General features: G+C 38.8%; 38 protein-coding genes. 3 read left to right on the top strand and 35 right to left on the bottom strand.

The window, feature by feature from the left end; translation table 11 throughout:
- Positions 1-83: 83 nt before the first annotated feature.
- Complete coding sequence (glnA, locus tag AC4BBX_RS10745) at positions 84-1,424, top strand: type I glutamate--ammonia ligase (protein WP_490453816.1); 1,341 nt, start codon at positions 84-86, stop codon at positions 1,422-1,424.
- A 587-nt stretch (positions 1,425-2,011) separates the two neighbouring features.
- Here the strand turns inward: glnA and truA are convergent.
- From truA to thiD, 35 genes are all read right to left on the bottom strand, one after another.
- A complete protein-coding gene (gene truA / locus AC4BBX_RS10740) occupies positions 2,012-2,752 on the bottom strand; it encodes a tRNA pseudouridine(38-40) synthase TruA (protein ID WP_490453815.1) in 741 nt (246 codons plus the stop codon).
- 68 nt (positions 2,753-2,820) lie between these two features.
- A complete protein-coding gene (locus AC4BBX_RS10735; RefSeq protein ID WP_490453814.1) occupies positions 2,821-3,618 on the bottom strand; it encodes an energy-coupling factor transporter transmembrane component T family protein in 798 nt (265 codons plus the stop codon).
- Positions 3,608-4,474 (bottom strand): energy-coupling factor ABC transporter ATP-binding protein, encoded by an 867-nt coding sequence (locus tag AC4BBX_RS10730; protein ID WP_490453813.1) that lies wholly within the window; start codon positions 4,472-4,474, stop codon positions 3,608-3,610. The genes AC4BBX_RS10735 and AC4BBX_RS10730 overlap by 11 nt, the downstream gene beginning before the upstream one ends.
- Positions 4,450-5,289: an energy-coupling factor ABC transporter ATP-binding protein gene (locus AC4BBX_RS10725; protein ID WP_490453812.1), complete on the bottom strand. Its 840-nt coding sequence runs from the start codon at positions 5,287-5,289 to the stop codon at positions 4,450-4,452. The genes AC4BBX_RS10730 and AC4BBX_RS10725 overlap by 25 nt, the downstream gene beginning before the upstream one ends.
- 1,105 nt (positions 5,290-6,394) lie before the next feature.
- Positions 6,395-6,775, bottom strand: coding sequence for a 50S ribosomal protein L17 (gene rplQ / locus AC4BBX_RS10720; RefSeq protein WP_455320474.1), 381 nt, complete (start codon positions 6,773-6,775; stop codon positions 6,395-6,397).
- A gap of 23 nt (positions 6,776-6,798) precedes the next feature.
- Positions 6,799-7,737, bottom strand: coding sequence for a DNA-directed RNA polymerase subunit alpha (locus AC4BBX_RS10715; RefSeq protein WP_490453811.1), 939 nt, complete (start codon positions 7,735-7,737; stop codon positions 6,799-6,801).
- Positions 7,738-7,817: 80 nt separating this feature from the next.
- Entirely contained in the window at positions 7,818-8,207 is a 390-nt protein-coding gene (rpsK, locus tag AC4BBX_RS10710; protein WP_455320476.1) for a 30S ribosomal protein S11, read from the bottom strand.
- A 27-nt stretch (positions 8,208-8,234) separates the two neighbouring features.
- Complete coding sequence (gene rpsM / locus AC4BBX_RS10705; protein ID WP_455320477.1) at positions 8,235-8,600, bottom strand: 30S ribosomal protein S13; 366 nt, start codon at positions 8,598-8,600, stop codon at positions 8,235-8,237.
- 18 nt (positions 8,601-8,618) lie between these two features.
- On the bottom strand, positions 8,619-8,735 hold the full coding sequence (gene rpmJ / locus AC4BBX_RS10700; RefSeq protein WP_010742772.1) for a 50S ribosomal protein L36: 117 nt from the start codon (positions 8,733-8,735) through the stop codon (positions 8,619-8,621).
- Between the two features lie 32 nt (positions 8,736-8,767).
- The gene (gene infA, locus AC4BBX_RS10695) at positions 8,768-8,986 is read right to left on the bottom strand and encodes a translation initiation factor IF-1 (protein ID WP_010767960.1); all 219 of its coding nucleotides are present in this window, start codon (positions 8,984-8,986) and stop codon (positions 8,768-8,770) included.
- Between the two features lie 193 nt (positions 8,987-9,179).
- On the bottom strand, positions 9,180-9,824 hold the full coding sequence (locus AC4BBX_RS10690) for an adenylate kinase (RefSeq protein ID WP_490453810.1): 645 nt from the start codon (positions 9,822-9,824) through the stop codon (positions 9,180-9,182).
- A 61-nt stretch (positions 9,825-9,885) separates the two neighbouring features.
- Positions 9,886-11,178 (bottom strand): preprotein translocase subunit SecY, encoded by a 1,293-nt coding sequence (secY, locus tag AC4BBX_RS10685; RefSeq protein WP_490453809.1) that lies wholly within the window; start codon positions 11,176-11,178, stop codon positions 9,886-9,888.
- Complete coding sequence (gene rplO, locus AC4BBX_RS10680; RefSeq protein ID WP_490453808.1) at positions 11,178-11,618, bottom strand: 50S ribosomal protein L15; 441 nt, start codon at positions 11,616-11,618, stop codon at positions 11,178-11,180. Before rplO ends, secY begins: the two co-directional genes overlap by 1 nt.
- Before the next feature lie 43 nt (positions 11,619-11,661).
- Complete coding sequence (rpmD, locus tag AC4BBX_RS10675) at positions 11,662-11,841, bottom strand: 50S ribosomal protein L30 (RefSeq protein WP_490453807.1); 180 nt, start codon at positions 11,839-11,841, stop codon at positions 11,662-11,664.
- 14 nt (positions 11,842-11,855) lie between these two features.
- Positions 11,856-12,356 carry a 30S ribosomal protein S5 gene (gene rpsE / locus AC4BBX_RS10670; protein ID WP_490453806.1) on the bottom strand — a complete coding sequence of 167 codons (501 nt, stop codon included), beginning with the start codon at positions 12,354-12,356 and terminating at the stop codon, positions 11,856-11,858.
- Between the two features lie 20 nt (positions 12,357-12,376).
- A complete protein-coding gene (gene rplR / locus AC4BBX_RS10665; RefSeq protein ID WP_490453805.1) occupies positions 12,377-12,733 on the bottom strand; it encodes a 50S ribosomal protein L18 in 357 nt (118 codons plus the stop codon).
- 58 nt (positions 12,734-12,791) lie between these two features.
- A complete protein-coding gene (gene rplF, locus AC4BBX_RS10660; RefSeq protein WP_490453804.1) occupies positions 12,792-13,328 on the bottom strand; it encodes a 50S ribosomal protein L6 in 537 nt (178 codons plus the stop codon).
- A 32-nt stretch (positions 13,329-13,360) separates the two neighbouring features.
- Complete coding sequence (gene rpsH, locus AC4BBX_RS10655; protein WP_490453803.1) at positions 13,361-13,759, bottom strand: 30S ribosomal protein S8; 399 nt, start codon at positions 13,757-13,759, stop codon at positions 13,361-13,363.
- Between the two features lie 35 nt (positions 13,760-13,794).
- Positions 13,795-13,980 carry a type Z 30S ribosomal protein S14 gene (locus AC4BBX_RS10650; protein WP_010754753.1) on the bottom strand — a complete coding sequence of 62 codons (186 nt, stop codon included), beginning with the start codon at positions 13,978-13,980 and terminating at the stop codon, positions 13,795-13,797.
- Positions 13,981-13,998: 18 nt separating this feature from the next.
- Positions 13,999-14,538: a 50S ribosomal protein L5 gene (gene rplE / locus AC4BBX_RS10645; RefSeq protein ID WP_490453802.1), complete on the bottom strand. Its 540-nt coding sequence runs from the start codon at positions 14,536-14,538 to the stop codon at positions 13,999-14,001.
- A gap of 28 nt (positions 14,539-14,566) precedes the next feature.
- On the bottom strand, positions 14,567-14,878 hold the full coding sequence (rplX, locus tag AC4BBX_RS10640) for a 50S ribosomal protein L24 (protein ID WP_490453801.1): 312 nt from the start codon (positions 14,876-14,878) through the stop codon (positions 14,567-14,569).
- Positions 14,879-14,913: 35 nt separating this feature from the next.
- A complete protein-coding gene (gene rplN, locus AC4BBX_RS10635; RefSeq protein ID WP_016176284.1) occupies positions 14,914-15,282 on the bottom strand; it encodes a 50S ribosomal protein L14 in 369 nt (122 codons plus the stop codon).
- 58 nt (positions 15,283-15,340) lie between these two features.
- Positions 15,341-15,607: a 30S ribosomal protein S17 gene (rpsQ, locus tag AC4BBX_RS10630; protein WP_490453800.1), complete on the bottom strand. Its 267-nt coding sequence runs from the start codon at positions 15,605-15,607 to the stop codon at positions 15,341-15,343.
- A 24-nt stretch (positions 15,608-15,631) separates the two neighbouring features.
- Positions 15,632-15,820: a 50S ribosomal protein L29 gene (rpmC, locus tag AC4BBX_RS10625; protein ID WP_002288664.1), complete on the bottom strand. Its 189-nt coding sequence runs from the start codon at positions 15,818-15,820 to the stop codon at positions 15,632-15,634.
- A complete protein-coding gene (rplP, locus tag AC4BBX_RS10620; protein WP_010734464.1) occupies positions 15,810-16,244 on the bottom strand; it encodes a 50S ribosomal protein L16 in 435 nt (144 codons plus the stop codon). The genes rpmC and rplP overlap by 11 nt, the downstream gene beginning before the upstream one ends.
- Before the next feature lie 2 nt (positions 16,245-16,246).
- Positions 16,247-16,903 carry a 30S ribosomal protein S3 gene (gene rpsC / locus AC4BBX_RS10615; RefSeq protein ID WP_455320488.1) on the bottom strand — a complete coding sequence of 219 codons (657 nt, stop codon included), beginning with the start codon at positions 16,901-16,903 and terminating at the stop codon, positions 16,247-16,249.
- 13 nt (positions 16,904-16,916) lie between these two features.
- Positions 16,917-17,264: a 50S ribosomal protein L22 gene (gene rplV / locus AC4BBX_RS10610; RefSeq protein ID WP_490453799.1), complete on the bottom strand. Its 348-nt coding sequence runs from the start codon at positions 17,262-17,264 to the stop codon at positions 16,917-16,919.
- Between the two features lie 20 nt (positions 17,265-17,284).
- Positions 17,285-17,563: a 30S ribosomal protein S19 gene (gene rpsS, locus AC4BBX_RS10605; RefSeq protein ID WP_490453798.1), complete on the bottom strand. Its 279-nt coding sequence runs from the start codon at positions 17,561-17,563 to the stop codon at positions 17,285-17,287.
- Positions 17,564-17,605: 42 nt separating this feature from the next.
- Positions 17,606-18,439 carry a 50S ribosomal protein L2 gene (gene rplB / locus AC4BBX_RS10600; protein WP_490453797.1) on the bottom strand — a complete coding sequence of 278 codons (834 nt, stop codon included), beginning with the start codon at positions 18,437-18,439 and terminating at the stop codon, positions 17,606-17,608.
- Between the two features lie 38 nt (positions 18,440-18,477).
- The gene (gene rplW, locus AC4BBX_RS10595) at positions 18,478-18,765 is read right to left on the bottom strand and encodes a 50S ribosomal protein L23 (protein ID WP_490453796.1); all 288 of its coding nucleotides are present in this window, start codon (positions 18,763-18,765) and stop codon (positions 18,478-18,480) included.
- Positions 18,765-19,388, bottom strand: a complete 624-nt coding sequence (rplD, locus tag AC4BBX_RS10590; protein WP_490453795.1) for a 50S ribosomal protein L4 — start codon at positions 19,386-19,388, stop codon at positions 18,765-18,767. The genes rplW and rplD overlap by 1 nt, the downstream gene beginning before the upstream one ends.
- A 29-nt stretch (positions 19,389-19,417) precedes the next feature.
- A complete protein-coding gene (rplC, locus tag AC4BBX_RS10585) occupies positions 19,418-20,047 on the bottom strand; it encodes a 50S ribosomal protein L3 (RefSeq protein WP_490453794.1) in 630 nt (209 codons plus the stop codon).
- 21 nt (positions 20,048-20,068) lie between these two features.
- Positions 20,069-20,377 (bottom strand): 30S ribosomal protein S10, encoded by a 309-nt coding sequence (gene rpsJ, locus AC4BBX_RS10580; RefSeq protein WP_490453793.1) that lies wholly within the window; start codon positions 20,375-20,377, stop codon positions 20,069-20,071.
- A gap of 327 nt (positions 20,378-20,704) precedes the next feature.
- Entirely contained in the window at positions 20,705-21,247 is a 543-nt protein-coding gene (locus AC4BBX_RS10575; RefSeq protein WP_490453792.1) for an ECF transporter S component, read from the bottom strand.
- Positions 21,244-22,068 carry a bifunctional hydroxymethylpyrimidine kinase/phosphomethylpyrimidine kinase gene (gene thiD, locus AC4BBX_RS10570; RefSeq protein WP_490453791.1) on the bottom strand — a complete coding sequence of 275 codons (825 nt, stop codon included), beginning with the start codon at positions 22,066-22,068 and terminating at the stop codon, positions 21,244-21,246. The genes AC4BBX_RS10575 and thiD overlap by 4 nt, the downstream gene beginning before the upstream one ends.
- A 106-nt stretch (positions 22,069-22,174) precedes the next feature.
- Between thiD and AC4BBX_RS10565 the strand changes: the two genes are divergently transcribed.
- Together AC4BBX_RS10565 and AC4BBX_RS10560 are read left to right on the top strand one after the other, a co-directional pair.
- Positions 22,175-23,605, top strand: coding sequence for an aminotransferase-like domain-containing protein (locus tag AC4BBX_RS10565; protein WP_490453790.1), 1,431 nt, complete (start codon positions 22,175-22,177; stop codon positions 23,603-23,605).
- Positions 23,602-24,327: an NADPH-dependent oxidoreductase gene (locus AC4BBX_RS10560; protein ID WP_490453789.1), complete on the top strand. Its 726-nt coding sequence runs from the start codon at positions 23,602-23,604 to the stop codon at positions 24,325-24,327. The genes AC4BBX_RS10565 and AC4BBX_RS10560 overlap by 4 nt, the downstream gene beginning before the upstream one ends.
- Positions 24,328-24,358 lie beyond the last annotated feature (31 nt).

The raw sequence follows: 24,358 nt of genomic DNA, 5'->3' as shown, positions 1-24,358 counted from the left end.
ATGGTAGTCTGATCTAAGAAAACCAACTAGCTCGACTTTTCCAATCAAATTTCAAATCAAAAGAATGAAAAGGATGGGTTATTATGAGCAAAAAAGTATACACTGCTACAGACATTGAAAAAATTGTTAAAGATGAAAACGTACGATTTTTAAGATTAATGTTCACAGACATTCTTGGCACAATCAAAAATGTGGAAGTACCAATCAGCCAACTCGATAAAGTCCTAGAAAACAAAATGATGTTCGATGGTTCTTCAATCGAAGGTTTCGTTCGTATCGAAGAAAGTGACATGTATTTGTTCCCAGATTTAGATACTTGGATGATTTTCCCATGGGAAAGCGAACATGGGAAAGTCGCACGTTTAATTTGCGATATCTATAATCCTGATGGCACACCTTTTGCCGGAGATCCTCGTGGAAACCTTAAACGTGCATTAGGCGATATGGAAGAACTTGGTTTCACTTCTTTCAACTTAGGACCAGAACCAGAATTCTTTTTATTCAAATTGGATGAAAAAGGCGAAATCACAACTGATTTAAATGATCAAGGTGGTTACTTCGACTTCGCTCCAACTGACTTAGGCGAAAACTGCCGCCGCGATATCGTACTTGAATTAGAAAGCTTAGGCTTTGAAGTAGAAGCATCTCACCATGAGGTAGCTCCTGGACAACATGAAATTGACTTTAAATACGCAAATGTTTTAGAGGCTTGTGACAACATTCAAACATTTAAATTAGTTGTTAAAACTATTGCAAGAAAACACGGTCTACACGCAACATTCATGCCTAAACCATTATTCGGTATCAACGGTTCTGGTATGCACTGTAACATGTCTTTATTTAAAGGGGATGAAAATGCCTTCTTCGATAAAGATGGCGAAATGCAACTAAGTACAACTGCTTACAACTTCTTAGGTGGTTTATTAGAACACGCACGTGCCTTTACAGCGATTTGTAATCCAACTGTTAACTCTTACAAACGTCTAGTTCCAGGTTACGAAGCACCTGTTTATGTTGCTTGGTCTGGTAGAAACCGTTCACCATTAATTCGTGTTCCTGAATCTCGTGGACTTTCTACTCGTTTAGAGTTGCGTTCAGTGGATCCATCTGCTAATCCATATCTAGCAATGGCTGTATTATTACAATCAGGTTTAGATGGTGTGAAACGTGAATTAGAACCAACACCAGCTGTTAACAGCAATATCTATGTAATGAACGAAGAAGAGCGCGAAGAAGCAAAAATTTCTGATCTGCCTTCTACTTTACACAATGCTTTGAAAGAACTACGCAAAGATGATATTGTAAAAGACGCCCTTGGTGAACACATCTTCAACAGCTTCTTAACTTCAAAACGTTATGAATGGGATGCTTACAAACAAAGTGTATCTGAATGGGAAAGACAACAATATTTAGAATTATACTAAGAAAAAAACAAGAAATCCGCTATTGGATTTCTTGTTTTTTTATTCACTCAGATGGTAAATTGTTACCATCCAAAGTTATCTTTCTACTCCATTCGCTACACCGCACAACGAAATCTGCTTTTGTCAACCGTGGGACCACCTGGAGCCAGTAGTCTCCAGTCTGCCAAGCTTCAAACTGTAACTAATCGCTTAAGCGCTAAGTTACAGTAATTCACATCGGCTCCTCTTTCACGGTGAGGGCGCAGTTTTTGTTGTTCCGTTACGCTAAATAGATGTCAAAATTTTTGTAGGTTAACTAATAAAGGAATGACCGCACTGAGTTCATGTCAATCCAGTTTCAGCATATTGAAGAGAGAAGCTTACGTTGTCGCCACGTCAAGAATTCAATGTGAACTACGCCCAGTTGCCAATTGATTGGTTACTGGACGTGTGAAGCTTGAAAGTTCCAAGACTACAGGCTTGGAGCGGTTCCGGGTTGACCTAAGCAAGCCTCTTTCGTAGTGAAGCGTCAAATTTTCGGTGAATAGTAATACAAATTTGAAACTCAGGTAGCTGCAGCAACTCCGCAACTTTCTTTCTACCTAATCCTAGTAACTAACTTCTTTCAAATATAAACCTTCTGGATGAGCAGTGGGTCCTGCTAGATTGCGATCTTTCGCTGCAATAATTGCAGGAATACAGTCTTCAGGCATTCGATCATTGCCAATTTTTAATAAAGTGCCCACCATAATTCGAATCATTTTATACAAAAAACCATCTCCACGGAAGGTAAAAATTAATTCATCTCCGGCTTCACTAACTTGCAAATTCGCTTCATAAATGGTTCTCGTCTTATCATCGACCGAACTTCCAGTGGAGCAAAAGGAAGTAAAATCATGAGTTCCTAGAAAATCAGGCAATGCACGCTGAATTTTTTCTACATTAATTGGATAAGGATAGTAACTTGCATAAAATCGACGGAAAGGGCTTCTTGGTTTCCCAATGTCTACTCGAAATTCATAGGTCTTTTCTTTTACCAAATAACGACAATGAAAGTCCTCTGCCACTATCTCAACATTTTTTACAGCAATATCATCTGGGGTTTGGGTATCCAAACCAAAGCGCATTTTTTCCAAAGGTCGTTCATAAGGAAAATCAAAATGAATCACTTGGCCCAAGGCATGGACACCTGCATCTGTCCGACCTGAACCGTGAATTTCAATTCTTTTGCTTGCCATTTTGGTTAAAGTCTTTTCAATTTCTTCCTGAACTGTTCGTCCTTTCGGTTGACGTTGAAAGCCATGAAAATTTGTTCCATCATAGGCAATAATTGCTTTGTAGCGCACCATAAAACTACTCCTCACTTCTATCTATATTCTCAAAAGAAAAGATGAGGCCAAAAAACCTCATCTTTTCTTTAACTTCTTAAATAAATCAAGCCAACTGTCAATAAAACAAAAACAATCACAGTCATTGTATCTCTCAAATGCCAATCTAGTACGCGATATTTAGTACGTCCTTCGCCACCTTGATACCCTCTTGCTTCCATCGCAGTTGCTAGATCGTCTGCACGATTAAAACTGCTTACAAACAAGGGAATTAACAATGGGACCACAGCCTTCATTTTTTGGACCAAATTTCCTTCTCCAAAATCAACCCCTCTTGCACGTTGGGCATTCATGATTTTTTCTGTTTCATCCATCAAAGTCGGGACAAAACGTAAGGCAATCGATAACATCAAAGCAATTTCATGAACAGGAAATTTTACTACTTTTAGTGGTCGTAAAATATACTCAATTGCATCTGATAATTCCAAAGGTGGTGTCGTCAACGTTAACAAGGTAGACATAAAAATAATCAATACAAAACGACAAAAAATGAATAAACCATTAGTTACACCTAGTTCAGTTAGTCGAAATACCCCCCATTGCCAATAGACTTGTCCACCACCAGTGAAAAAAACTTGTAAGGCTACAGTGAATAAAATCAACCAAATCAATGGTCTAACTCCTCTTAAGAAGAAACCCATATCAATTTTAGACAAGAAAATACTTACCAAAGTAAAGATCGTCAATAACAAGTAACTTTGCCAATTATTAGCAAAGAAAATAATCCCAATAAAATAGAAACTAGCAATTAGTTTTGTACGAGGATCTAGATGATGAATCAATGAGTCACCAGGAATATAACGACCTAAAATTAATTTATTCATCATGAGCAAATCCTCCTTGCATTAAAATAAGATCTGCTAGTTCTTCAGCGGTTAATGGCAAGGCAGTAAAACGCATCCCTTTTTTTTCTAATAAACATGCAAATTCCGCAGCTGTCGGCACCCCTAATTGTTTATCATATAGCCATTCTACATCTTGAAAGACTTCTACTGGTGCACCGTGCTTCACCACATTGCCCTTTTCTAATACGTAGACATAATCTGCATAATTAGCTACATCGTCCATTAAATGAGTAACTAGGACAATCGTCATGTTCTTTTCGTGATGCAAACGATCAAACATTTCCATCATCTCTTTACGTCCTTGAGGATCCAAACCAGCAGTTGGTTCATCTAAAACTAAAACTTCTGGTTCCATCGCTAAAACGCCAGCAATCGCCACTCGTCGCATTTGGCCTCCAGATAAATCAAAAGGTGAACGTTCCAAGTAACTCTCATCTAGACCCACTAAAGTTAATTTTTCTTTCGCTAACTCTAAAGCTTCTTCTTCAGAAACACCAAAATTTTTCGGACCGAAAGCAATATCTTTAGCTACAGTCTCTTCAAAAAGTTGTGCTTCAGGAAATTGGAAGACAATTCCAACTTTTTTTCGAATTGGCTTTAAATTTTTATTGTCTGTCTGTGGAGTGATTACTCGATCACCGATATTCACTTGGCCACCAGTTGGTTTTAACAGTGCATTCAAATGCTGTAACAAGGTAGATTTTCCACTCCCTGTATGGCCAACTAACGCAGTATAGGAACCCGCTTTAATATCCAAATCAATATCAAATAAAACCTTTTGTTCAAAGGGTGAATGAGGTTGGTAGGTAAAGTTTACTTTTTCAAAACGGATGTCCATAACCATTCCACCATCCTTTCCTCAGTTAAATATTCTTCAGGTACAGCTATTCCACGGTCTTTTAATGATTGTTTTAGTTTTTCAGGGAAAGGTAAATCTAATCCCATTTCTACTAATTGAGGACCTGCTGAAAAGATTTTCTCAGGGGTTCCTTCATCAACTAATTGACCTTGTCGCATAACCAAGACACGATTAGCATTCGCTGCTTCATCAATATCATGGGTAATAGATAAAACAGTCAAATTATTTTCTTCTTTAATTTTTTTGATGGTCGCAATCACTTCCTCACGACCTTCAGGATCAAGCATACTAGTTGCTTCGTCTAAAATAATTATATCTGGTCGTAATGCTACCACTCCAGCAATTGCTACACGCTGCTTTTGTCCACCAGAAAGGCGAACAGGTTCTCGTTTCATAAATTCCATCATTCGAACTTGTTCTAAAGCATTTTTAACTCTTACAAGCATTTCATCACGAGGAATTCCTTGGTTTTCTAAACCAAAAGCGACATCGTCTTCAACGGTCGCTCCAACAAATTGATTGTCAGGATTTTGGAAAACCATACCTACCATTTTACGAATGGACCAAATATTTTCTTCATTCAGTTGATTGCCACCAACTGAAACAGTTCCACTTTCTGGCAAGAGTAAGCCATTAATCGTTTTAGCTAGAGTAGATTTTCCTGAACCATTGTGACCAATAATTGCTACCCATTCTCCTTCATTAATTGAAAGAGAGACATCATTTAAGGCTGGTCGTTCATCTGCTTGCTGATATTTAAACGTGAGGTTATTTAACTCAATAATTGGTTTCATAAGTACTCCTTATTTGCATACTGCATTCTATCTATTTAAATTCTAAACTATTGTCTGTACACTATTTAACGCTTATTATACACTACCAAAAAAGGCTAGATATTTCAATTATTACTGTAGTTTCCAAAGAAAAATGTATAGGGTTCATTTCTATTTACTCAAATTTGACGCTTCACTACGAGAGTGTCTTGCTTAGGTCAGCCCGGAACCGCTCCAAGCCTGTAGTCTTGGAGCTTTCAAGCTTCACACGTATAGTAACCAATTAATTGGCAACTGTACGTAGTTCACATTGAATTGTTGACGTGGCTACAACGCAAGCCTCTCTCTTCATTACGCTGAAAATTGACTTAATAAGTCTAATCTATTGCAATTATTTCTGCGATGATTTTTTCCTGCATCACTTACTTTTGAGAGTTAACTAGCATAACGGAACAACGAAAGCTGCGTCGTCACCTTGAAAAGGAGCCAATGTGAACTGTTTTGAATCACTACGATTGGCTTGCGTAGCAAGACAGAGTAGATGATGAAAAATACCTACTTGGTACTGTAACTTAGCGCTTAAGCGATTAGTTACAGTTTGAAGCTTGGCAGACTGGAGACTACTGGCTCCAGTTGGTCCCACGGTCGACAAAAGCAGATTTCGTTGTGAAGTGAAGCGCATGGAAAACTGGGAAGAAAATTCTCATCGTAGGCTAAAGATGAAGATGAATTACGCAGTGCTGAAAGGAGTGATTTTCTACTTTCTACTCTGCGTTTGAACGCCGAAAACTTTGAGACTTCCTAAAGGCTCAGAGCGGTCTCCTACAATGAGAAATTTTCTGAACAGATGGACTGGAAGTTTGTCATCATTTAGTTGAACCATAAATAATCACTAACGCTCAAAAGCATCAACAAGTTTGATAGATTTTTTTCATTCTCCATTATCTAGGTGTCTTGACAGTTAATCGAGGATAAAAAAAAACACTTTTATGATGAGTGCATACCTCCTGAAAAATTTCAGGAGGCAGCGACGAGCTAGACTCGGAAGATTTCTTCCAACATCATAACACTCTTAAAGTTCATCTACAAAGTGATGCTAAACGACAAGCGTCTAGTAAGTGTGATTTTAAACTAGTTCTAGGATAACCATTGGTGCAGCATCTCCGCGTCTTGGTTCTGTCTTCAAGATACGTGTGTAGCCACCTTGGCGATCTGCATAACGAGGAGCGATATCGTTGAATAGCTTTTGTAAAGCAGATTCGATAACGATTTCTTCGTCTTCTTCACGTACACTTGCTACTTCGTTACGTACGAATGCAGCAGCTTGGCGACGTGCATGTAAATCACCGCGTTTTCCTAGAGTGATCATTTTTTCAGTAGTTGAGCGAACTTCTTTCGCACGAGCTTCAGTCGTTACGATGCGTTCGTTAATGATTAAATCAGTTGTTAAATCACGCAACATCGCTTTACGTTGGCTAGATGTGCGTCCTAGTTTACGATAACTCACGTGGTTTCCCTCCTTCGTAAAAATTAATCGTCTTTACGTAATCCTAAACCTAGATCGTGTAATTTTGCTTTTACTTCTTCTAGAGATTTACGGCCTAAATTACGCACTTTGATCATTTCAGGTTCAGATTTGTTAGTTAATTCTTGTACAGTATTAATTCCTGCACGTTTTAGACAGTTATATGAACGAACAGATAAGTCTAATTCTTCAATTGTCATTTCCAACATTTTTTCTTTTTGAGTTTCTTCTTTTTCAACCATGATTTCAGCGTTTTTCGCTTCATCAGTTAGGTTAACAAAGATGTCTAAATGTTCCGTCATGATTTTTGCAGCTAAACTCATTGCATCTAATGGTTCAATTGAACCATCTGTCCAAATTTCCATCGTTAATTTGTCGAAATCATCGCGACGACCAACACGAGTATTTTCTACTTGGTAGTTTACACGACGTACTGGTGTATAGATTGAATCGACCGGAAGAACACCAATTGGCATATCTTCTTTTTTATTTTCATCCGCTTGAACATATCCGCGACCAGGTCTAACAGTTAAACGCGCGTGGAATGATGTTCCTTCAGAGACTGTACAGATGTACATATCTTTATTAAGGATCTCTACATCACTATCAACGATAATGTCGCCGGCAGTTACTGTAGCTGGACCAGTAATATCGATTTCAAGGGTTTTCTCTTCCTCACCGTACATTTTTAATGCAAGGCCTTTGATATTCAAAATGATTTGAGCGACGTCTTCTCGAACACCCTTTACAGTTGAGAATTCGTGTAATACTCCATCGATCTGAATATTAGTAATTGCTGCACCTGGTAGAGAAGATAACAAAATGCGACGCAGGGAATTTCCTAGAGTTGTTCCATAGCCTCTTTCAAGAGGTTCTACGATGAACTTTCCATAATCTTTCTCTTCATCAATTTTTGCAATTCTTGGTTTTTCGAATTCAATCATTCTTATCTTTTACCCCTTTCAAAACGAAAAGTGTCTTGTTCAATGACGTAATTATTGAAACTCAAAATGAGCGGCACTCATTAAACACGACGGCGTTTTGGAGGGCGGCATCCATTATGAGGAACTGGAGTTACGTCACGGATTGCAGTCACTTCTAATCCTGCTGCTTGTAATGAACGAATTGCTGCTTCACGTCCTGAACCAGGACCTTTAACAGTTACCTCAACAGTTCTTAATCCGTGTTCCATTGCTGTTTTTGTTGCAGTTTCTGCTGCCATTTGTGCGGCAAAAGGTGTTGATTTTCTGCTACCTCTGAATCCTAATGCACCAGCTGATGACCAAGCTAAGGCATTACCATGAGTATCAGTAATCATCACAATTGTATTATTGAATGTTGAATGGATATGTGCAATACCTGCTTCAATATTCTTTTTCACACGGCGTTTACGACTCACTTTTTTTGCTGCCATGAAGTTTTAACCTCCTTCACTTAGGAATTATTTTTTCTTGCCTGCGACTGTTTTAGTCGGGCCTTTACGAGTACGTGCATTATTTTTCGTGTTTTGTCCACGAACTGGCAATCCACGACGATGACGGATTCCACGGTATGAACCGATTTCCATCAAACGTTTGATGTTTAGGTTGACTTCACGACGTAAGTCACCTTCAACTTTTAATTTATCAATTTCCGCACGAATAGCGTCTGTTTGTTCATTCGTTAAATCACGAACACGAACATCTTCAGAAACGCCAGCACTTGCTAGAACTTGTTTTGCAGTCGTGTTACCAATACCATAGATATAAGTAAGAGAAACGACTACACGTTTGTCACGAGGAATATCTACTCCTGCAATACGAGCCATATCTTGTTACACCTCCGATTATCCTTGACGTTGTTTATGTTTTGGATTTGCTGGGCAAATCACCATAACGCGTCCATTACGACGAATTACTTTACAATGTTCACACATTGGTTTTACTGATGGTCTTACTTTCATGATAATACCTCCTGTGGTTTTACGGAGTACAATTATTTAAAACGATAAGTAATACGGCCACGGCTCAAGTCATAAGGTGATAGTTCAACTGTCACCTTGTCTCCAGGTAAAATACGAATGTAGTGCATTCTAATCTTACCAGAAACTGTAGCAAGAACTTGGTGTCCATTTTCCAATTCGACTTTAAACATTGCATTCGGCAAAGTTTCGACGACTGTACCTTCGACTTCAATCATATCTTCTTTTGCCACGCACAGTACCTCCTTGTACTTGTTTCGCATTTTCACACGATAAAACGGCGGAAACAGTGTTCCCACCTTAGATTCTCAAAACAATCTTCTAATAAATTATTACTAGAAGTCGGACTGATATATTCTAACACAATATATCATACTTAGCAAGAGAAAGTTACCAAACTGCAAGTCGGATGCGGGCAATCGATCGTTACTCGATGATATTTTTTACATCTGCAAATACAGCATCGATTTCACGATTACCATCAATAGACTGCAATAAACCTTTTTCTTTGTAATATGCTAAGATTGGTTCACTACTTTTCACATTGACAGCTAGACGATTTTTGACCGTCTCGGGCTTATCATCTTCTCGTTGATAAAAGTCATGACCACCACAACGATCACAAGTACCTTCTACAGTAGTAGGATTAAATACTTTATGATAAGTTGCACCACAATCGCGGCACATGTAGCGACCAGCCAATCGATCAATAAGAATTTCTTCAGGGACATGGATATCGATGACGGCATCAATTTCTTTTCCAAGGTCTTTCAACATTTGATCTAACGCTTCGGATTGATCTAACGTACGAGGGAAACCATCTAATAAGAAACCTTTGTCTGTATCTGATTCAGCTAAACGTTCTTTTACAATCCCGTTTGTCACTTCATCAGGTACTAATTCACCTTTATCAATGTATGATTTTGCTTCCAGGCCAAGAGCTGTTTCATTGGCCATAGCGGCACGAAACATGTCGCCCGTTGAAATATGCGGAATGTTGTACTCAGCAATAATTCGTTCTGCTTGAGTGCCTTTTCCAGCACCGGGTAGTCCCATTAAAATGAGGTTCATAATAACTCCTCCTGTAAGTTTCTGAACAGTGTTGAGGAAATCCCCAACACCTCATAAAACTTTAATTGATGAAACCTGTATATTTACGTTTTAGCATAAGTCCTTCAAGTTGCTTAGCAGTTTCCAGAGCTACTCCAACAACGATCAATAAACTTGTTCCTCCCAAACCAATTGACTGTGGTAAGTTCCATAACATTTGAGCAATAATTGGCAAGATTGCCACCAAAGCCAAGAAAATAGAACCCACTGTACTTAAACGCATCAATAGTTTTGAGACATATTCTTCTGTTCCTTTACCTGGACGAACACTTGGAATATAGCTTCCTTGCTTTTGCAAGTTTTCAGCTAATTTCTCAGGATTCACTTGTACAAAGGCATAAAAGAAGGTAAATCCAACGATTAATGTTGTATATAAAATTGCCCCAGGGACAGTATTATAATTAAAAATCGTTTGGACGACTTCAAACCAAGTTTCACCTTGAAATGAAGTAAAGGCTTGTAGTACCGAATTAGGTAACGTAATTAACGAACTAGCAAAGATAACCGGGATTACTCCTGCAGCATTTACTTTCAATGGAAGGTAACTACTTGTCGGCGCTCCTGCAACTCTTTTTGTATATTGAATCGGAATTTTACGTTCTGCTTGTTGGAAATACGTCACAAATGTAACAATTGCTACAACAGCTAAAACAAGGAAAATTGCGAAAATCACAGATTTCCAAATATCCGATTGATTAATATTAACAAAATAATCAACGTATAATTCTTTCAAATCAACTGGTAAGCGTGAAATGATACCTGCGAAGATAATCATTGACACACCATTTCCAATTCCTTTTTCAGTAATTTGTTCACCTAACCAAGTAACAAACATCGTACCTGTCGTTAGTACTAGACCAATGACAAGATAAGTGGCGAAACTTGGATTTGGAACAAAGCCAAATTGTGTATAAAATTGAAAGGCAGATACTAATGCTACTGATTGGAAAAATCCTAAGACTAGTGTCAAATAGCGAGTTGCTTGATTCAATTTTCTACGTCCGACTTCCCCTTGTTTAGACCATTCAACGAATTTCGGTACAATATCCATCTGCATTAATTGAACGATAATTGATGCTGTGATGTAAGGCGAAACCCCCATGGAAAAAATAGAGAATCGTTGCATAGCACTCCCACTAACCAAATCGAGCATGCTCAAAAATGGTAAGCCCGAGATAGCTTGCAAACGAGCGGCGTCCACACCAGGTACAGTAATATGTGTACCTAAGCGAAAGACGAATAAAATAAATACAGTGAACAAGATTCTTGATCTAATATCCTTTACTTTAAAAGCATCCTTTAAAAGTTTTAACATTAGATCACCTCGATTGATCCACCAGCAGCAACGATAGCATCTTCAGCTGCTTTAGAAAATTTAGCTGCTTTCACAGTTAATTTTTTAGTTAACTCACCGTTTCCTAACACTTTGATTCCAGCTTTTTCGTTTTTAACTAATCCAGCTTCAACTAAAGTTACCGGAGTTACTTCAGTACCGTCTTCAAAGCGATTTAGAAGGTCAAGGTTAATTACTGCATATTCTTTACGGTTAACATTGGTAAATCCGCGTTTTGGTAAGCGACGGAACAATGGAGTTTGTCCACCCTCAAAACCTAAGCGAACTCCACCACCTGAACGAGCTTTTTGTCCTTTTTGTCCACGTCCAGCTGTTTTACCATTACCAGATGATGTACCACGACCAACACGGTTTCGTACGTGACGTGATCCTTCTGCAGATTTTAATTCATGAAGTTTCATGGTTTGGCACCTCCTTAATCAAAGTAAATCTTTCAATTGATACTTAAATTTCTTCTACGTCCACTAAGTGAGCTACAGTATTAACCATGCCTTTGATTGCATCATTAGCTGGTTTTACTACTGAAGTGTTCACTTTGCCTAGACCTAACGCTTTTACAGTATCGCGTTGGTTTTGAGGACGTCCGATAACACTGCGTTTTAAAGTGATTTTTAATTCAGCCATTATGTTTGTCCTCCTTAACCGATTAATTCTTCAACTGATTTGCCGCGAAGTGCTGCCACTTCTTCAGCGCGTTTTAATTGTTTTAATCCATCAACTGTTGCGCGAACAACGTTGATTGGTGTGTTTGAACCTAATGATTTAGATGTGATATCAGCTACCCCAGCTAATTCTAATACGGCACGAACAGGTCCACCAGCGGCTACCCCAGAACCTTCTACAGCAGGTTTCATTAGGATGCGTCCACCACCGAATACACCGATAACTTCGTGAGGAATTGTAGAACCAACCATTGGTACTTCAATCAAGTTTTTCTTAGCGTCTTCAACTGCTTTACGGATTGCTTCTGGTACTTCTTGTGCTTTACCAGTACCAAATCCTACGTGTCCGTTTTTGTCACCGACAACAACTAAAGCTGCGAAACGTAAACGACGTCCACCTTTTACAACTTTTGTAACACGGTTAATCGCTACAACGCGGTCTTCTAATTCCAAGTGTTTTGGATCAATATAAACCATGAATGGTGTTCCTCCTTCTTCTAAAATTCTAGTCCATTTTCGCGAGCTGCTTCAGCTAAAGCTGCTACGCGGCCATGGTAAAGGTATCCACCACGGTCAAAGACTACTTCTTTAATACCTTTTTCAGCTGCACGTTCTGCTACTAATTTACCAACAGCTTGTGCTTGTTCAACTTTTGTTCCACCTGAAATATCTTTATCCAAGGCAGAGGCACTTGCTAGCGTCACACCCGCTACGTCATCAATTACTTGCGCGTAGATGTTTTTGTTAGAACGGAAAACGTTCAAGCGTGGGCACTCAGCAGTACCAGAGATTTTGTTACGTACACGTTTATGTCTTTTCTGACGTGTTTTATTTTTATCTGGTTTTGTAATCACAATTGTCACCTCTTTATTAATGCTGGCCTAAGCCGCGAATCGTAAACTAGGTTTACGATTATTTACCAGTTTTACCTTCTTTACGGCGTACGAATTCACCAACATAGCGAATACCTTTGCCTTTATAAGGTTCTGGAGGACGAACGCCACGAATGTTAGCTGCAAATTCACCAACAGTCTCTTTGCTTGCTCCTGAAACAACGATTGAAGTGTTTGATGGTACTTCAACTGTTACTCCAGCAGGTGCGTTCATTTCTACAGGATTTGAATAACCAACGTTCAATACAAGTTTTGAACCTTGTAATTGAGCACGATACCCAACCCCGATAAGTTCTAATCCTTTTTTGAAACCTTCGCTAACACCAACAACCATGTTGTTGAAGTTTGCACGAGTAGTTCCGTGGATTGTTTTCATTTCTTTGCTGTCATTTGGACGAGTGAATGTTACTTCGTTTCCTTCAATATTCATAGTAATATCTGAAGAGAAAGTACGAGTTAATTCACCTTTTGGTCCTTTAACTGTGATGTCGTTTCCATCTTGCTTCACTTCAACGCCAGCAGGAAGAACGACTAGTTTATTACCGATACGACTCACGTAGAGACACCTCCTTGTGTATTAATTTAAAATTACCATACATAAGCGACAACTTCGCCGCCGACATTTTTAACTCGAGCTTCTTTATCAGTGATTACACCTTCAGAAGTTGAGATGATTGCAATACCTAAACCGTTAAGTACTTTTGGTACTTCGTCAGCTTTAACATAAGCACGTAGACCTGGTTTAGAAATACGTTTCAAGTTAGTGATAACACGCTCACCGTTTTTACCGTATTTCAAGAATACACGGATCACGCCTTGTTTGTCATCTTCGATATATTCAACATCACGAATGAAACCTTCACGTTTTAAGATTTCAGCGATGTCACGTTTGATTTTTGAAGCAGGTAGTTCTAATACATCGTGTTTTACCATGTTGGCATTACGAATGCGCGTTAGAAAATCTGCGATTGGATCTGTCATGACCATTAGATGATTTACCTCCTTTATGCGAGTTTACTTGTTTACCAGCTAGCTTTCTTCACGCCGGGAATTTGACCTTTATAGGCAAGTTCGCGGAAGCAAATACGGCAAAGTTTAAATTTACGATAAACTGAATGTGGACGTCCGCAACGTTCACAGCGAGTATATTCTTGACTTGAGAATTTTGCAGGGCGTTTGTTTTTAGCAATCATTGATTTTTTAGCCACGTAGTTCGCCTCCTTTTTTTATTTTTGGAATGGCATGCCTAATTGAGTTAACAATTCACGAGACTCTTCGTCTGTGTTGGCAGTTGTTACAATAACGATATCCATTCCACGTACTTTATCTACCAAATCATAATCAACTTCTGGGAAGATTAATTGTTCTTTGACACCTAATGTGTAGTTTCCACGTCCATCAAAGGCGTTTTTACTAACACCGTGGAAGTCACGTACACGTGGTAATGAAACTGATACTAATTTATCTAAAAATTCGTACATTCTTTCTCCACGTAGAGTAACTTTACAACCGATAGGCATTCCTTCACGTAGACGGAATCCAGCGATTGATTTTTTTGCTTTAGTAATCAATGGTTTTTGACCAGAGATTAATGCTAATTCTTCAACAGCTTTATCTAAGTTTTTAGCGTTTGATACTGCATCACCCACACCCATGTTAACAACGATTTTGTCAACTTTTGGTGCTTGCATTACAGAATTATATTCAAATTTTTCCATTAATGATGGAACAACTTCTTTTGTATATTTTTCTTTAAGGCGGTTCATTCAGTAAGCCCCTCCTTCCTTAATTTGATTATTTATCGATAACTTCTCCGGTTTTCTTAGAAACGCGGACTTTTTTGCCGTCAACTTCTTTATAGCCAATACGTGTAGCTTCACCGTTAGAAGGATCAATCAACATCACGTTAGAAACATGAATTGGAGCCTCAACTTCAACGATTCCGCCTTGCGGAGCAGCTTGAGAAGGTTTTTGGTGTTTTTTCACGATGTTAACACCTTCAACGACAACTTTGTCTTTCTTAGGTAAAGCTACTAACACAATACCTTCTTTGTTTTTGTCTTTACCAGTGATAACTTTAACTTTATCGCCTTTTTTAACAAACATTACTGTTTCGCACCTCCTTTGATAATGGGTAACAATTATAGTACTTCTGGTGCTAGGGAAACGATCTTCATGAAGTTACCTTCGCGTAGTTCACGAGCAACCGGACCGAAGATACGAGTTCCACGTGGGCTCTTATCATCACGGATAATAACCGCAGCATTTTCATCAAATTTAATATAAGAACCGTCTGCACGGCGAGCGCCTGATTTCGTACGAACGATAACTGCTTTAACTACGTCACCTTTTTTAACAACTCCACCTGGCGTTGCTTGTTTGACCGTAGCAACAATTACGTCACCGATATTGGCAGTTTTACGACCTGAGCCTCCAAGGACTTTGATCGTTAGAATTTCGCGTGCGCCTGAATTATCAGCGACTCTTAAACGACTTTCTTGTTGGATCACGATGTGTATCCTCCTTTCAGATTTTGAAATTCAATCTATATAGGAAAACCTCGTGTGATTAAATAATCACTGCCTTTTCAACAATCTCTACTAGACGGAAACGTTTCGTAGCTGATAATGGACGAGTTTCCATAATTCTCACGATGTCACCAGTTTTTGCTTGGTTGTTTTCATCGTGTGCTTTGTATTTCTTAGAATATTTCATGCGTTTACCGTAGATAGGGTGGTTTTTCTTAGTTTCAACTACTACTGTAATTGTTTTATCCATTTTGTCGGATACCACGCGACCTTGATAAACTTTGCGTTGATTTCTTTCTTCAGTCATACGCTAAATGGCCTCCTTCCACTATTACTTAGCTTGTTCACGCAATACTGTTTTGATGCGTGCAATCGATTTACGTACTTCTTTGATACGTGCAGTGTTTTCTAGTTGACCTGTAGCTAATTGGAATCTTAAGTTAAACAATTCTTCTTTCAATTGTTTCTCTTGATCTAGCATTTCGGCAGTGGTTAATTCTCTGATTTCTTTAACCTTCATTCGATTCACCACCCATTTCTTCACGTTTTACAATTTTAGTTTTCATTGGTAATTTGTGTGAAGCAAGGCGTAACGCTTCGCGAGCTACTTCTTCAGAAACTCCAGCGATTTCAAACATGATTTTACCACGTTTAACAGGTGCTACCCAACCTTCAGGTGCCCCTTTACCTTTACCCATACGAACCCCAATAGCTTTACTTGTGTATGATTTATGAGGGAAAATTTTGATCCACACTTTCCCGCCACGTTTCATGTAACGAGTCATTGCAATACGAGAAGCTTCGATTTGGCGGTTTGTGATCCAATGAGATTCAACAGCTTGTAAACCGTATTCTCCAAAAGCCACTTCTTTACCACCTTTAGCTTCTCCACGCATTTTACCGCGGAATTCACGACGGTGTTTTACACGTTTAGGTACTAACATGCTTATTTCCCTCCTTTCTCAGCGTTCTTTTTAGTTGGAAGAACTTCTCCACGATAGATCCATACTTTAACTCCAAGTTTTCCGTATGTTGTATCTGCTTCTTCCCATGCGTAATCAATATCCGCACGTAATGTGTGCAACGGAACTGTTCCTTCTGAGTATCCTTCAGCACGAGCGATATCTGCACCGTTCAAACGTCCTGATACTTGAGTTTTAATTCCTTTAGCGCCCGCACGCATTGAGCGTTGGATCGCTTGTTTTTGAGCGCGACGGAAAGCCACACGGCCTTCTAATTGACGTGCAATTCCTTCGCCGACTAATTTAGCATCTAAATCTGGTTTTTTGATTTCAACAATGTTGATGTGTACTCTCTTACCAGTTAATTTGTTTAATTCTTTTCTTAGGCTTTCAACTTCAGAACCGCCTTTACCGATAACCATACCTGGTCGTGCTGTGTGAATTGACACGTTCACGCGGTTTGCAGCGCGTTCGATTTCAACAGTTGACACAGCCGCATCAGCAAGTTTAGTCGCGATAAATTTGCGAATTCTTAAATCTTCGTGTAGAAAGTCTGCATACTCTTTTTCAGCATACCATTTTGCATCCCAGTCACGGATGACGCCTACACGCATACCAATTGGATGTACTTTTTGACCCACTGATTATCCCTCCTTATTTTTCTGATACAACTACCGTAATATGACTTGTACGTTTGTTGATTGGAGATGCTGAACCTTTCGCGCGAGGACGGAAACGTTTCATTGTTGGTCCTTCGTTTACAAAGGCTTCAGATACTACTAAGTTTTCAACATCTAAGTCAAAGTTGTTTTCTGCATTTGCGATTGCTGACATCAATACTTTTTCAATGATTCCAGCAGCTTTGTTTGGTGTGAACTTTAGGATAGCAATTGCTTCAGCAACGCTTTTACCTCTTACTAAATCAACCACTAAACGTGATTTACGAGGAGAAACGCGGACTGTTTTAGCAGTTGCTTTCGCTGATGTGATTTGTTCTGCCACTTGTATATCCTCCCCTCAGATTAGCGTCTTGTTTTCTTATCGTCTGCAGCATGGCCACGATAAGTTCTTGTTGGTGCAAATTCACCTAATTTATGTCCTACCATGTCTTCTTGGATATAAACTGGTACATGTTTACGACCATCATACACAGCGATTGTAAATCCGATAAAACTTGGGAAGATTGTAGAACGACGAGACCAAGTTCTAATTACTTTTTTCTTTTCAGCGCCTTGTTGAGCTTCGACTTTTTTCATCAAGTGATCATCGACGAAAGGCCCTTTCTTTAAACTACGACCCATGGTGAACCTCCTCTCAAAATGTGCAACACATGGTTAATGGTTTTATTTATTTTTACGACGACGAACGATAAGTTTATCGGACTTCGCTTTTTTGTTACGAGTTTTGTAACCAATAGCTGGTTGACCCCAAGGTGATACTGGAGCTGGACGTCCGATTGGAGCTTTACCTTCACCACCACCGTGTGGGTGATCGTTAGGGTTCATTACGCTACCACGAACAGTTGGGCGTTTACGCATCCAACGAGAGCGACCTGCTTTACCGATGTTGATTAATTCATGTTGTTCGTTACCAACAGAACCAATTGTCGCACGGCAAGTTGCTAAGATCATACGAACTTCACCTGAATTCAAGCGAACTAATACGTATTTTCCTTCTTTACCAAGTACTTGAGCACTTGTACCAGCAGAACGGATTAATTGTCCGCCTTTTCCTGGTTTCATTTCAATGTTGTGGATAACTGTACCAACTGGAATGTTTTCTAGTGGTAATGCGTTACCTACTTTAATATCTGCGCCAGGTCCAGAAGCAACTGTCATGCCAACTTCTAATCCTTTAGGTGCTAAGATATATGCTTTAACTCCATCTTCGTAATGAACTAACGCGATGTTAGCAGAACGGTTTGGATCATATTCGATAGTTTTAACTAATGCAACAACGTTATCTTTGTTACGTTTGAAGTCGATAATACGGTATTGACGTTTGTGACCGCCACCTTGGTGACGTACAGTGATACGACCGTTGTTATTACGACCTGCATTGTTTTTCAATGGTGCCAATAAAGTTTTTTCTGGTTTAGATGCAGTAATTTCTGCAAAATCAGAAGCTGTCATATTACGACGACCATTTGAGGTAGGCTTGTAATGTTTAATTGCCACGTCTTTTTCCCTCCTGTTTTATTCTAATTCGTTACAGCTTATTCAGCTGTGAAGATTTCGATTTCTTTTGAAGCTTCAGTTAATTTAACTACTGCTTTACGGCGTTTTTTAGTGTAGCCAGAATGTCTACCAACACGTTTGAATTTAGGACGAACGTTGATGATATTCACTTTTTCTACTTCAACACCGAAAGCTGCTTCTACAGCTTGTTTCACTAATGTTTTGTTTGCGCGAGTGTCCACTTCGAAAGTATATTTCTTCTCATCCATAGCAAGCATAGATTTTTCAGTGATCACTGGGCGTTTAATTACGTCTAGTAAGTTCATTATGCAAGCACCTCCTCAATTTGAGTAAGAGCAGTTTGAGTTGCTAACACTTTGTTGTTTGAAACAACATCTAAAACACTTACGTTATTAGCAGCAACTACAGAAACGTTTGGTAAGTTACGTGCAGATAATGCTGCAAAGTCGTTACCTTCTTCTAATACTACTAATACTTTAGTGTCTACAGACAAGTTAGCTAAAACTTGTTTGAATTCTTTTGTTTTTGGTGCGTCGAAGTTTAATCCTTCGATTGCTACCAAGTTGTTTTCAGCAACTTTTTCTGATAATACAGATTTCATTGCTAAGCGACGAACTTTTTTAGGAAGTTTGTAGCTGTATGAACGTGGTGTTGGTCCGAAGACAACTCCACCTCCACGCCATTGTGGTGAACGGATTGAACCTTGACGAGCACGACCTGTTCCTTTTTGACGCCATGGTTTGCGTCCACCGCCACGAACTGCGCTACGGTTTTTAACAGCGTGTGTTCCTTGTCTTAATGAAGCACGTTGCATGATGATTGCATCAAAAACAACTGTTTCATTAGGTTCGATTCCGAAAATTTCTTCGTTTAAAGTGATTTCGCCAGCTTGGCTTCCATCTTGTTTAAATAATGCTACATTCGGCATTCCTTAGTTCCTCCTTTCTTCCTATCTACTTATTTAGCTTTCACAGCTGATTTAATGGTAATCAATGATTTTTTCGCTCCAGGAACGTTTCCTTTAATAAGAATAACGTTACGTTCAGCATCAACACGTACAATTTCCAAGTTTTGGATTGTTACGCGGTTGCCACCCATACGTCCTGCAAGGCGTTTGCCTTTGAATACGCGGTTAGGTGCAACTGGACCCATAGATCCAGGACGACGATGGTAACGAGAACCGTGTGACATTGGTCCGCGAGATTGTCCGTGGCGTTTAATAACACCTTGGAATCCTTTACCTTTTGTAGTTCCTGTTACGTCAACGACATCTCCAGCTTGGAAAGCGTCAACTTTAATTTCTGATCCTACTTCTAAGCCCTCTAGCTCAACATCCTTGAATTCGCGAATGAAGCGCTTAGGAGCCGTGTTTGCTTTTGCAACATGACCTTTCGCAGGTTTGTTACTTAAAACTTCACGTAAATCTTGGTAACCTAATTGAACAGCTTCGTAACCATCGTTTTCAACTGTTTTAAGTTGTAAAACAACGTTTGGAGTAGCTTCAACTACAGTTACTGGAATTAATTCGCCTGATTCCGTGAAGATTTGAGTCATTCCCACTTTTTTCCCTAAGATTCCTTTGGTCATGATTCCACCTCCAGTTAATTATTATAGTTTGATTTCAATGTTAACACCTGATGGTAAGTCTAGCTTCATTAAAGCGTCAACTGTTTTTGGTGTTGGGTTCACAATGTCAATTAGACGTTTGTGTGTACGCATTTCGAATTGTTCGCGTGAATCTTTGTATTTATGTGTCGCACGAATAACTGTGTAAAGACTACGTTCAGTTGGTAATGGAATTGGACCTGAGATAGCAGCTCCAGTTCTTTTTGCAGTTTCTACGATTTTATCCGCTGATTGGTCTAAAATACGGTGTTCATACGCTTTTAAACGGATACGAATTTTTTGTTTTGCCATTTAGTTTCCCTCCTTCGCCTATTTTAAAAAGTAGACATAGCTCCACGAAAATTTTCCGTCACGCTCGTCCATGGCAAAGCGTCCGGGCGTGTCGCAACCTCTCGTTTCGTAGCCGGCAGAAAATCTTTTCTACCGATGTGTTCACATTTCTCTTGTAAACAGCACCTTTATGATTATATTACGGATTAACATTAATAGCAAGGATTTTATACAACTTTTTTTATTTTTTTCTGAAAAAATTTATAAAATTGTTTTCAAACAAAAAAAGTGCCTTTCTTTTTAGAAATTCTAAGCTGAAAAGACACTTTCCTTCTATTATAATACTCTTTAAATTGATTGAACTAAAATTCGATCCATTGCTTTCTTTAATGGGAAATAAACAAATGCAACAATAATCGCAGTTAAAGCAACATTAATCAATGTTGCCGGTAAGCGTGTTGCCGCCAAAGAGAAAGCTGGACCAAAGTCCAAACCAAGAAATAATTGCATAACAGTATTTTTAATCTGCGTCATAATCACCTTCATCACACCCGTTCCAGCCGCAATCACCAATATCTGCCAAAGCTTGGTTGGATTTTTTTGGAAAAGAGCAAACAATCCATAAGCGATCGCTCCAACGATAAAACTTTCCAAAATAAAATAGGGAGCTTCTGGCGCAAAACCATTCAGGACATCAAAAATAGCAAAACCCATACCTCCAGCTAAAGAACCTTTAAAATAACCCAAAAATAAAACTGCTAACAGTAACATAGCATTCCCTAGATGAACAAAAGCACCCGTGGGCAATGGAATCTTAATATAAGTCCCTATGACCGTCAAGGCTGTAAATAAACCAACAAAAACAATCATTTGTGTATTTGATTTTCTCATTCTTCCAACCCCATTCTCTTTTCCCCATGATTATAAGCGCCATGCCACACGTGACCAACGTAAGGATTAATCGTTATTCCCTGCTCAATGGCTTTGACTACAAACGCTTTTGCTAAAATGACCGCTTCTTTTGCAGTATACCCCTTAGCCAACCCTGCAGTAATAGCTGCCGCAAATGTACAGCCCGCTCCATGGTTATTATCTGTTTGAATCTGGGGTGATTCCAAAATAGCAAAGTCAGCACCATCATAAAAGACGTCAATCGCTTGAGTTCCTAGCAAACGGTGACCGCCTTTTACAACAACGTGTTTTGCTCCTAATTCAAAAACAGCTTGAGCCGCTTTTTTCATATCTTCTATAGAAGTTAAATCACCCAAACCAGATAAAATTCCCGCTTCTACTAAGTTCGGTGTGGTGATATACGCTTGTGGGATTAAATATTTTTTTAACCCTGCTACACTTTTAGGTTGCAAAATTTGCGCGGTTCCTTTACAGGCAATTACTGGATCGATGACAACATTTTTTATGTTTTGCCCTCGAATAAAATCGCTAGCTATTTTAATATTTTTTTCATTCCCCATCATTCCTGTTTTGACAGCATCTAAAGGACTTCCTGCAGCAACAGAAATCAACTGTTTTTCCAGTAACTTTTCAGGTAATTCCGTCACTTCATGGGACCATCCATTTTCTGGGTCCATCGTTACAATTGAAGTTAGACTAGAGAACCCAAAAACGCCGTATTCTTCAAATGTTTTTAAATCCGCCTGAATACCCGCTCCACCAGTAGAGTCTGATCCAGCTATCGTTAATACTTTTTCCATATTCTCTCACCTCGTTATTTTTTTATTTAGTATAGCGAATCTTTCCCTTGACGAAAACACCCAATTGGATTACATTTAAACCATCCAATTTATCCGAGGTGAGTTTATGTGGCAAATTAATCGAGATAGCACTATTCCTTTTTACCAACAAATTACCAGTGAAATTATTCAAGAAATTCAACAAGGTGCACTCATTCCCGGCGACAAACTACCAGCCGAAAGAAAACTAGCGGAATTATATCAAGTGAATCGCTCGACAGTCGTGCGAGCGTTAGAGGAATTAGTTGATCTTGGTTGGATTATTCGTAGACAGGGTAGCGGAACTCAAGTTGCCGAAGGACGTTGGGGAAGTCGACAACTAACAATGAATCAATGGCGTTCTTTACTTTCTAGTCCTTTTCTAAAGGAAGATCCCTACATCCTTGAATTAAAATCCAGACAAACTAATCCTAACTCCCTTGACTTATATACAGGCGACTTACCTCCTGAGCTAATTCCAGACTTCGAGTTTCCAGCAATCACTTGGGAGCAACTACGAAAAGAAGAACAGCATATCACTTTAACTGGTTACACCCCTTTAAAGAAGCAACTATTAAACCATCTCAAAAATTACTTTTCAATACCGACAGAGGGACAAGATTTGCTGATTACTTCTGGATCAACCCAAGGAATTTCTTTATTAACTCAAGTTTTATTAGAAACTGGAGATACCATCGCTACCGAAGACCCTTCGTTTTTATTCGCTTTACCTTTGTTTACTTCTTTAGGTGTCCACTTGCTAGGTGTGAAACAAGATTCTGAGGGAATAGATTGCCAAGAATTAGAACAACAAATTCAAAGCAAAAAAATTAAACTGCTCTATCTAATTCCTAATCACCAAAACCCTACTGGAAGAAGCATGTCTCTTAAGCGACGGAAAGAAATTATTGCACTTTGCAAAAAATATCATTTACCAATTATCGAAGACGATGTATTTGCCGAGTTAACTTTTAAAGAAAGTCTTCCCACTCTCAAAAGTCTTTCGCCAGATCAGGTGATTTATATTGGCTCACTCTCAAAAACTTTAGGTGCCTCTATCAAAATCGGATGGCTGGTTGCACCAGAAACATTAATTAAAAGTTTGGCCAATGCTAAAAAAAGAATGGATATCGAAACAGATTTATTTCCACAACTTTTAGCAACCACAGCTCTTTCTGCAGACAACTACACAAAACAACAACAGACAATTCTTCAAGAATTAAAGCATCGTAGCCAAGCTTTCGAAATTATCTTGGCTAATTTCAAAGAAGATTGGTCTTTTACAACTGTTCAAGGCGGCCTTTATTATTGGTTAACTTGGAAACATCAGCGATTAACCCGAAAAGATTGGCGATTTTTTTTAGAAGAGAATCTACTTGTAGCACCTGCATTTTTATTTAGTAATGATACAATGTCTGTAAGAATCAATTATACTCGTTTAAACAAAGAGCAACTTCTATTATTTAAACAACAATTCCGTCAAGTGACGACTAAAATGAGAAAGGATGTTTCTAAATGAATGAAACACTTAATTTACTACACAATCACCGTAGTTATCGAGAATTCGACGAGACTTATGAAATACCAGATGAAGAGTTACAAGCTATTTTAAAAGCTGCTCGACAAGCACCTTCTTGGATGAATGGACAAATGTATTCCATTGTTGTCATCAAAAATCCTGAAATTCGTAAACAATTAGTTACTTGGAATCCAGGAAATCCACATATGTTAAAAAGCTCTGTTTTTTTACTCTTTGTCGTAGATTTAAAACGTAGCGCACAAATTGCAGAAAAGCATCAAGTGGATTATCCGGTAGACGAAGGACTGAATCCTTTGATTGTCGCAACTACTGATACTAGCTTAGCATTACAAAATGCAATTATCGCTAGCGAATCTCTTGGTTTAGGAACAGTTCCTGTAGGTAGTGTTCGCAATCATATTGAAGAAATTAGCGAATTATTGCAGCTGCCCGATTATACTTACCCCTTAGTTGGACTAAGCATCGGCAAACCAATAGTTGATATGAAAGTAAAACCACGCTTACCAGAAGAAGCAGTCATTCATTACGATACGTATCAACCCTATGATTATCAACTAATTGAAGACTACGAAGAAACCATGATAAGATTTGCGGAAGCCCGTGAAACCAAAACATGGACGAAAAAATTTGCTGATTATTTCAAAAATAAACCAGCCGAAAATATTGATACTTACTTGAGAAATCAAAAATTAATTAAATAGGCGCAAAAAAATCCTCAAACGTTAACGTTCG

The organism is Enterococcus sp. AMC1157 (assembly GCF_058216555.1).
This window is presented reverse-complemented; position numbering and strand designations above follow the sequence as displayed.

Excerpts from the sequence above, each read along its gene's own strand:
- rplC (WP_490453794.1), bottom strand. The coding sequence starts at position 20,047 with ATGACCAAAGGAATCTTAGGGAAAAAAGTGGGAATGACTCAAATCTTC.
- rpsH (WP_490453803.1), bottom strand. The coding sequence starts at position 13,759 with ATGGTCATGACAGATCCAATCGCAGATTTTCTAACGCGCATTCGTAAT.
- rpmJ (WP_010742772.1), bottom strand. The coding sequence starts at position 8,735 with ATGAAAGTAAGACCATCAGTAAAACCAATGTGTGAACATTGTAAAGTA.
- AC4BBX_RS10565 (WP_490453790.1), top strand. The coding sequence starts at position 22,175 with ATGTGGCAAATTAATCGAGATAGCACTATTCCTTTTTACCAACAAATT.
- rplW (WP_490453796.1), bottom strand. The coding sequence starts at position 18,765 with ATGAACTTACTAGACGTAATTAAACGCCCAGTGATCACTGAAAAATCT.
- AC4BBX_RS10730 (WP_490453813.1), bottom strand. The coding sequence starts at position 4,474 with ATGGACATCCGTTTTGAAAAAGTAAACTTTACCTACCAACCTCATTCA.
- rplP (WP_010734464.1), bottom strand. The coding sequence starts at position 16,244 with ATGTTAGTACCTAAACGTGTAAAACACCGTCGTGAATTCCGCGGTAAA.
- rpsS (WP_490453798.1), bottom strand. The coding sequence starts at position 17,563 with ATGGGTCGTAGTTTAAAGAAAGGGCCTTTCGTCGATGATCACTTGATG.
- AC4BBX_RS10690 (WP_490453810.1), bottom strand. The coding sequence starts at position 9,824 with ATGAACCTCATTTTAATGGGACTACCCGGTGCTGGAAAAGGCACTCAA.
- rpsK (WP_455320476.1), bottom strand. The coding sequence starts at position 8,207 with ATGGCAGCAAAAAAAGTGAGTCGTAAACGCCGTGTGAAAAAGAATATT.
- rpsJ (WP_490453793.1), bottom strand. The coding sequence starts at position 20,377 with ATGGCAAAACAAAAAATTCGTATCCGTTTAAAAGCGTATGAACACCGT.
- truA (WP_490453815.1), bottom strand. The coding sequence starts at position 2,752 with ATGGTGCGCTACAAAGCAATTATTGCCTATGATGGAACAAATTTTCAT.
- AC4BBX_RS10735 (WP_490453814.1), bottom strand. The coding sequence starts at position 3,618 with ATGATGAATAAATTAATTTTAGGTCGTTATATTCCTGGTGACTCATTG.
- rplE (WP_490453802.1), bottom strand. The coding sequence starts at position 14,538 with ATGAACCGCCTTAAAGAAAAATATACAAAAGAAGTTGTTCCATCATTA.
- rpmD (WP_490453807.1), bottom strand. The coding sequence starts at position 11,841 with ATGGCTGAATTAAAAATCACTTTAAAACGCAGTGTTATCGGACGTCCT.
- rpsE (WP_490453806.1), bottom strand. The coding sequence starts at position 12,356 with ATGGTTTATATTGATCCAAAACACTTGGAATTAGAAGACCGCGTTGTA.
- secY (WP_490453809.1), bottom strand. The coding sequence starts at position 11,178 with ATGTTAAAACTTTTAAAGGATGCTTTTAAAGTAAAGGATATTAGATCA.
- AC4BBX_RS10575 (WP_490453792.1), bottom strand. The coding sequence starts at position 21,247 with ATGAGAAAATCAAATACACAAATGATTGTTTTTGTTGGTTTATTTACA.
- rplO (WP_490453808.1), bottom strand. The coding sequence starts at position 11,618 with ATGAAACTTCATGAATTAAAATCTGCAGAAGGATCACGTCACGTACGA.
- AC4BBX_RS10725 (WP_490453812.1), bottom strand. The coding sequence starts at position 5,289 with ATGAAACCAATTATTGAGTTAAATAACCTCACGTTTAAATATCAGCAA.
- thiD (WP_490453791.1), bottom strand. The coding sequence starts at position 22,068 with ATGGAAAAAGTATTAACGATAGCTGGATCAGACTCTACTGGTGGAGCG.
- rpsM (WP_455320477.1), bottom strand. The coding sequence starts at position 8,600 with ATGGCTCGTATTGCAGGAGTAGATATTCCTCGTGACAAACGTGTAGTC.
- rpmC (WP_002288664.1), bottom strand. The coding sequence starts at position 15,820 with ATGAAGGTTAAAGAAATCAGAGAATTAACCACTGCCGAAATGCTAGAT.
- rpsQ (WP_490453800.1), bottom strand. The coding sequence starts at position 15,607 with ATGACTGAAGAAAGAAATCAACGCAAAGTTTATCAAGGTCGCGTGGTA.
- glnA (WP_490453816.1), top strand. The coding sequence starts at position 84 with ATGAGCAAAAAAGTATACACTGCTACAGACATTGAAAAAATTGTTAAA.
- AC4BBX_RS10560 (WP_490453789.1), top strand. The coding sequence starts at position 23,602 with ATGAATGAAACACTTAATTTACTACACAATCACCGTAGTTATCGAGAA.
- AC4BBX_RS10715 (WP_490453811.1), bottom strand. The coding sequence starts at position 7,737 with ATGATTGAATTCGAAAAACCAAGAATTGCAAAAATTGATGAAGAGAAA.
- rplX (WP_490453801.1), bottom strand. The coding sequence starts at position 14,878 with ATGTTTGTTAAAAAAGGCGATAAAGTTAAAGTTATCACTGGTAAAGAC.
- rplD (WP_490453795.1), bottom strand. The coding sequence starts at position 19,388 with ATGCCGAATGTAGCATTATTTAAACAAGATGGAAGCCAAGCTGGCGAA.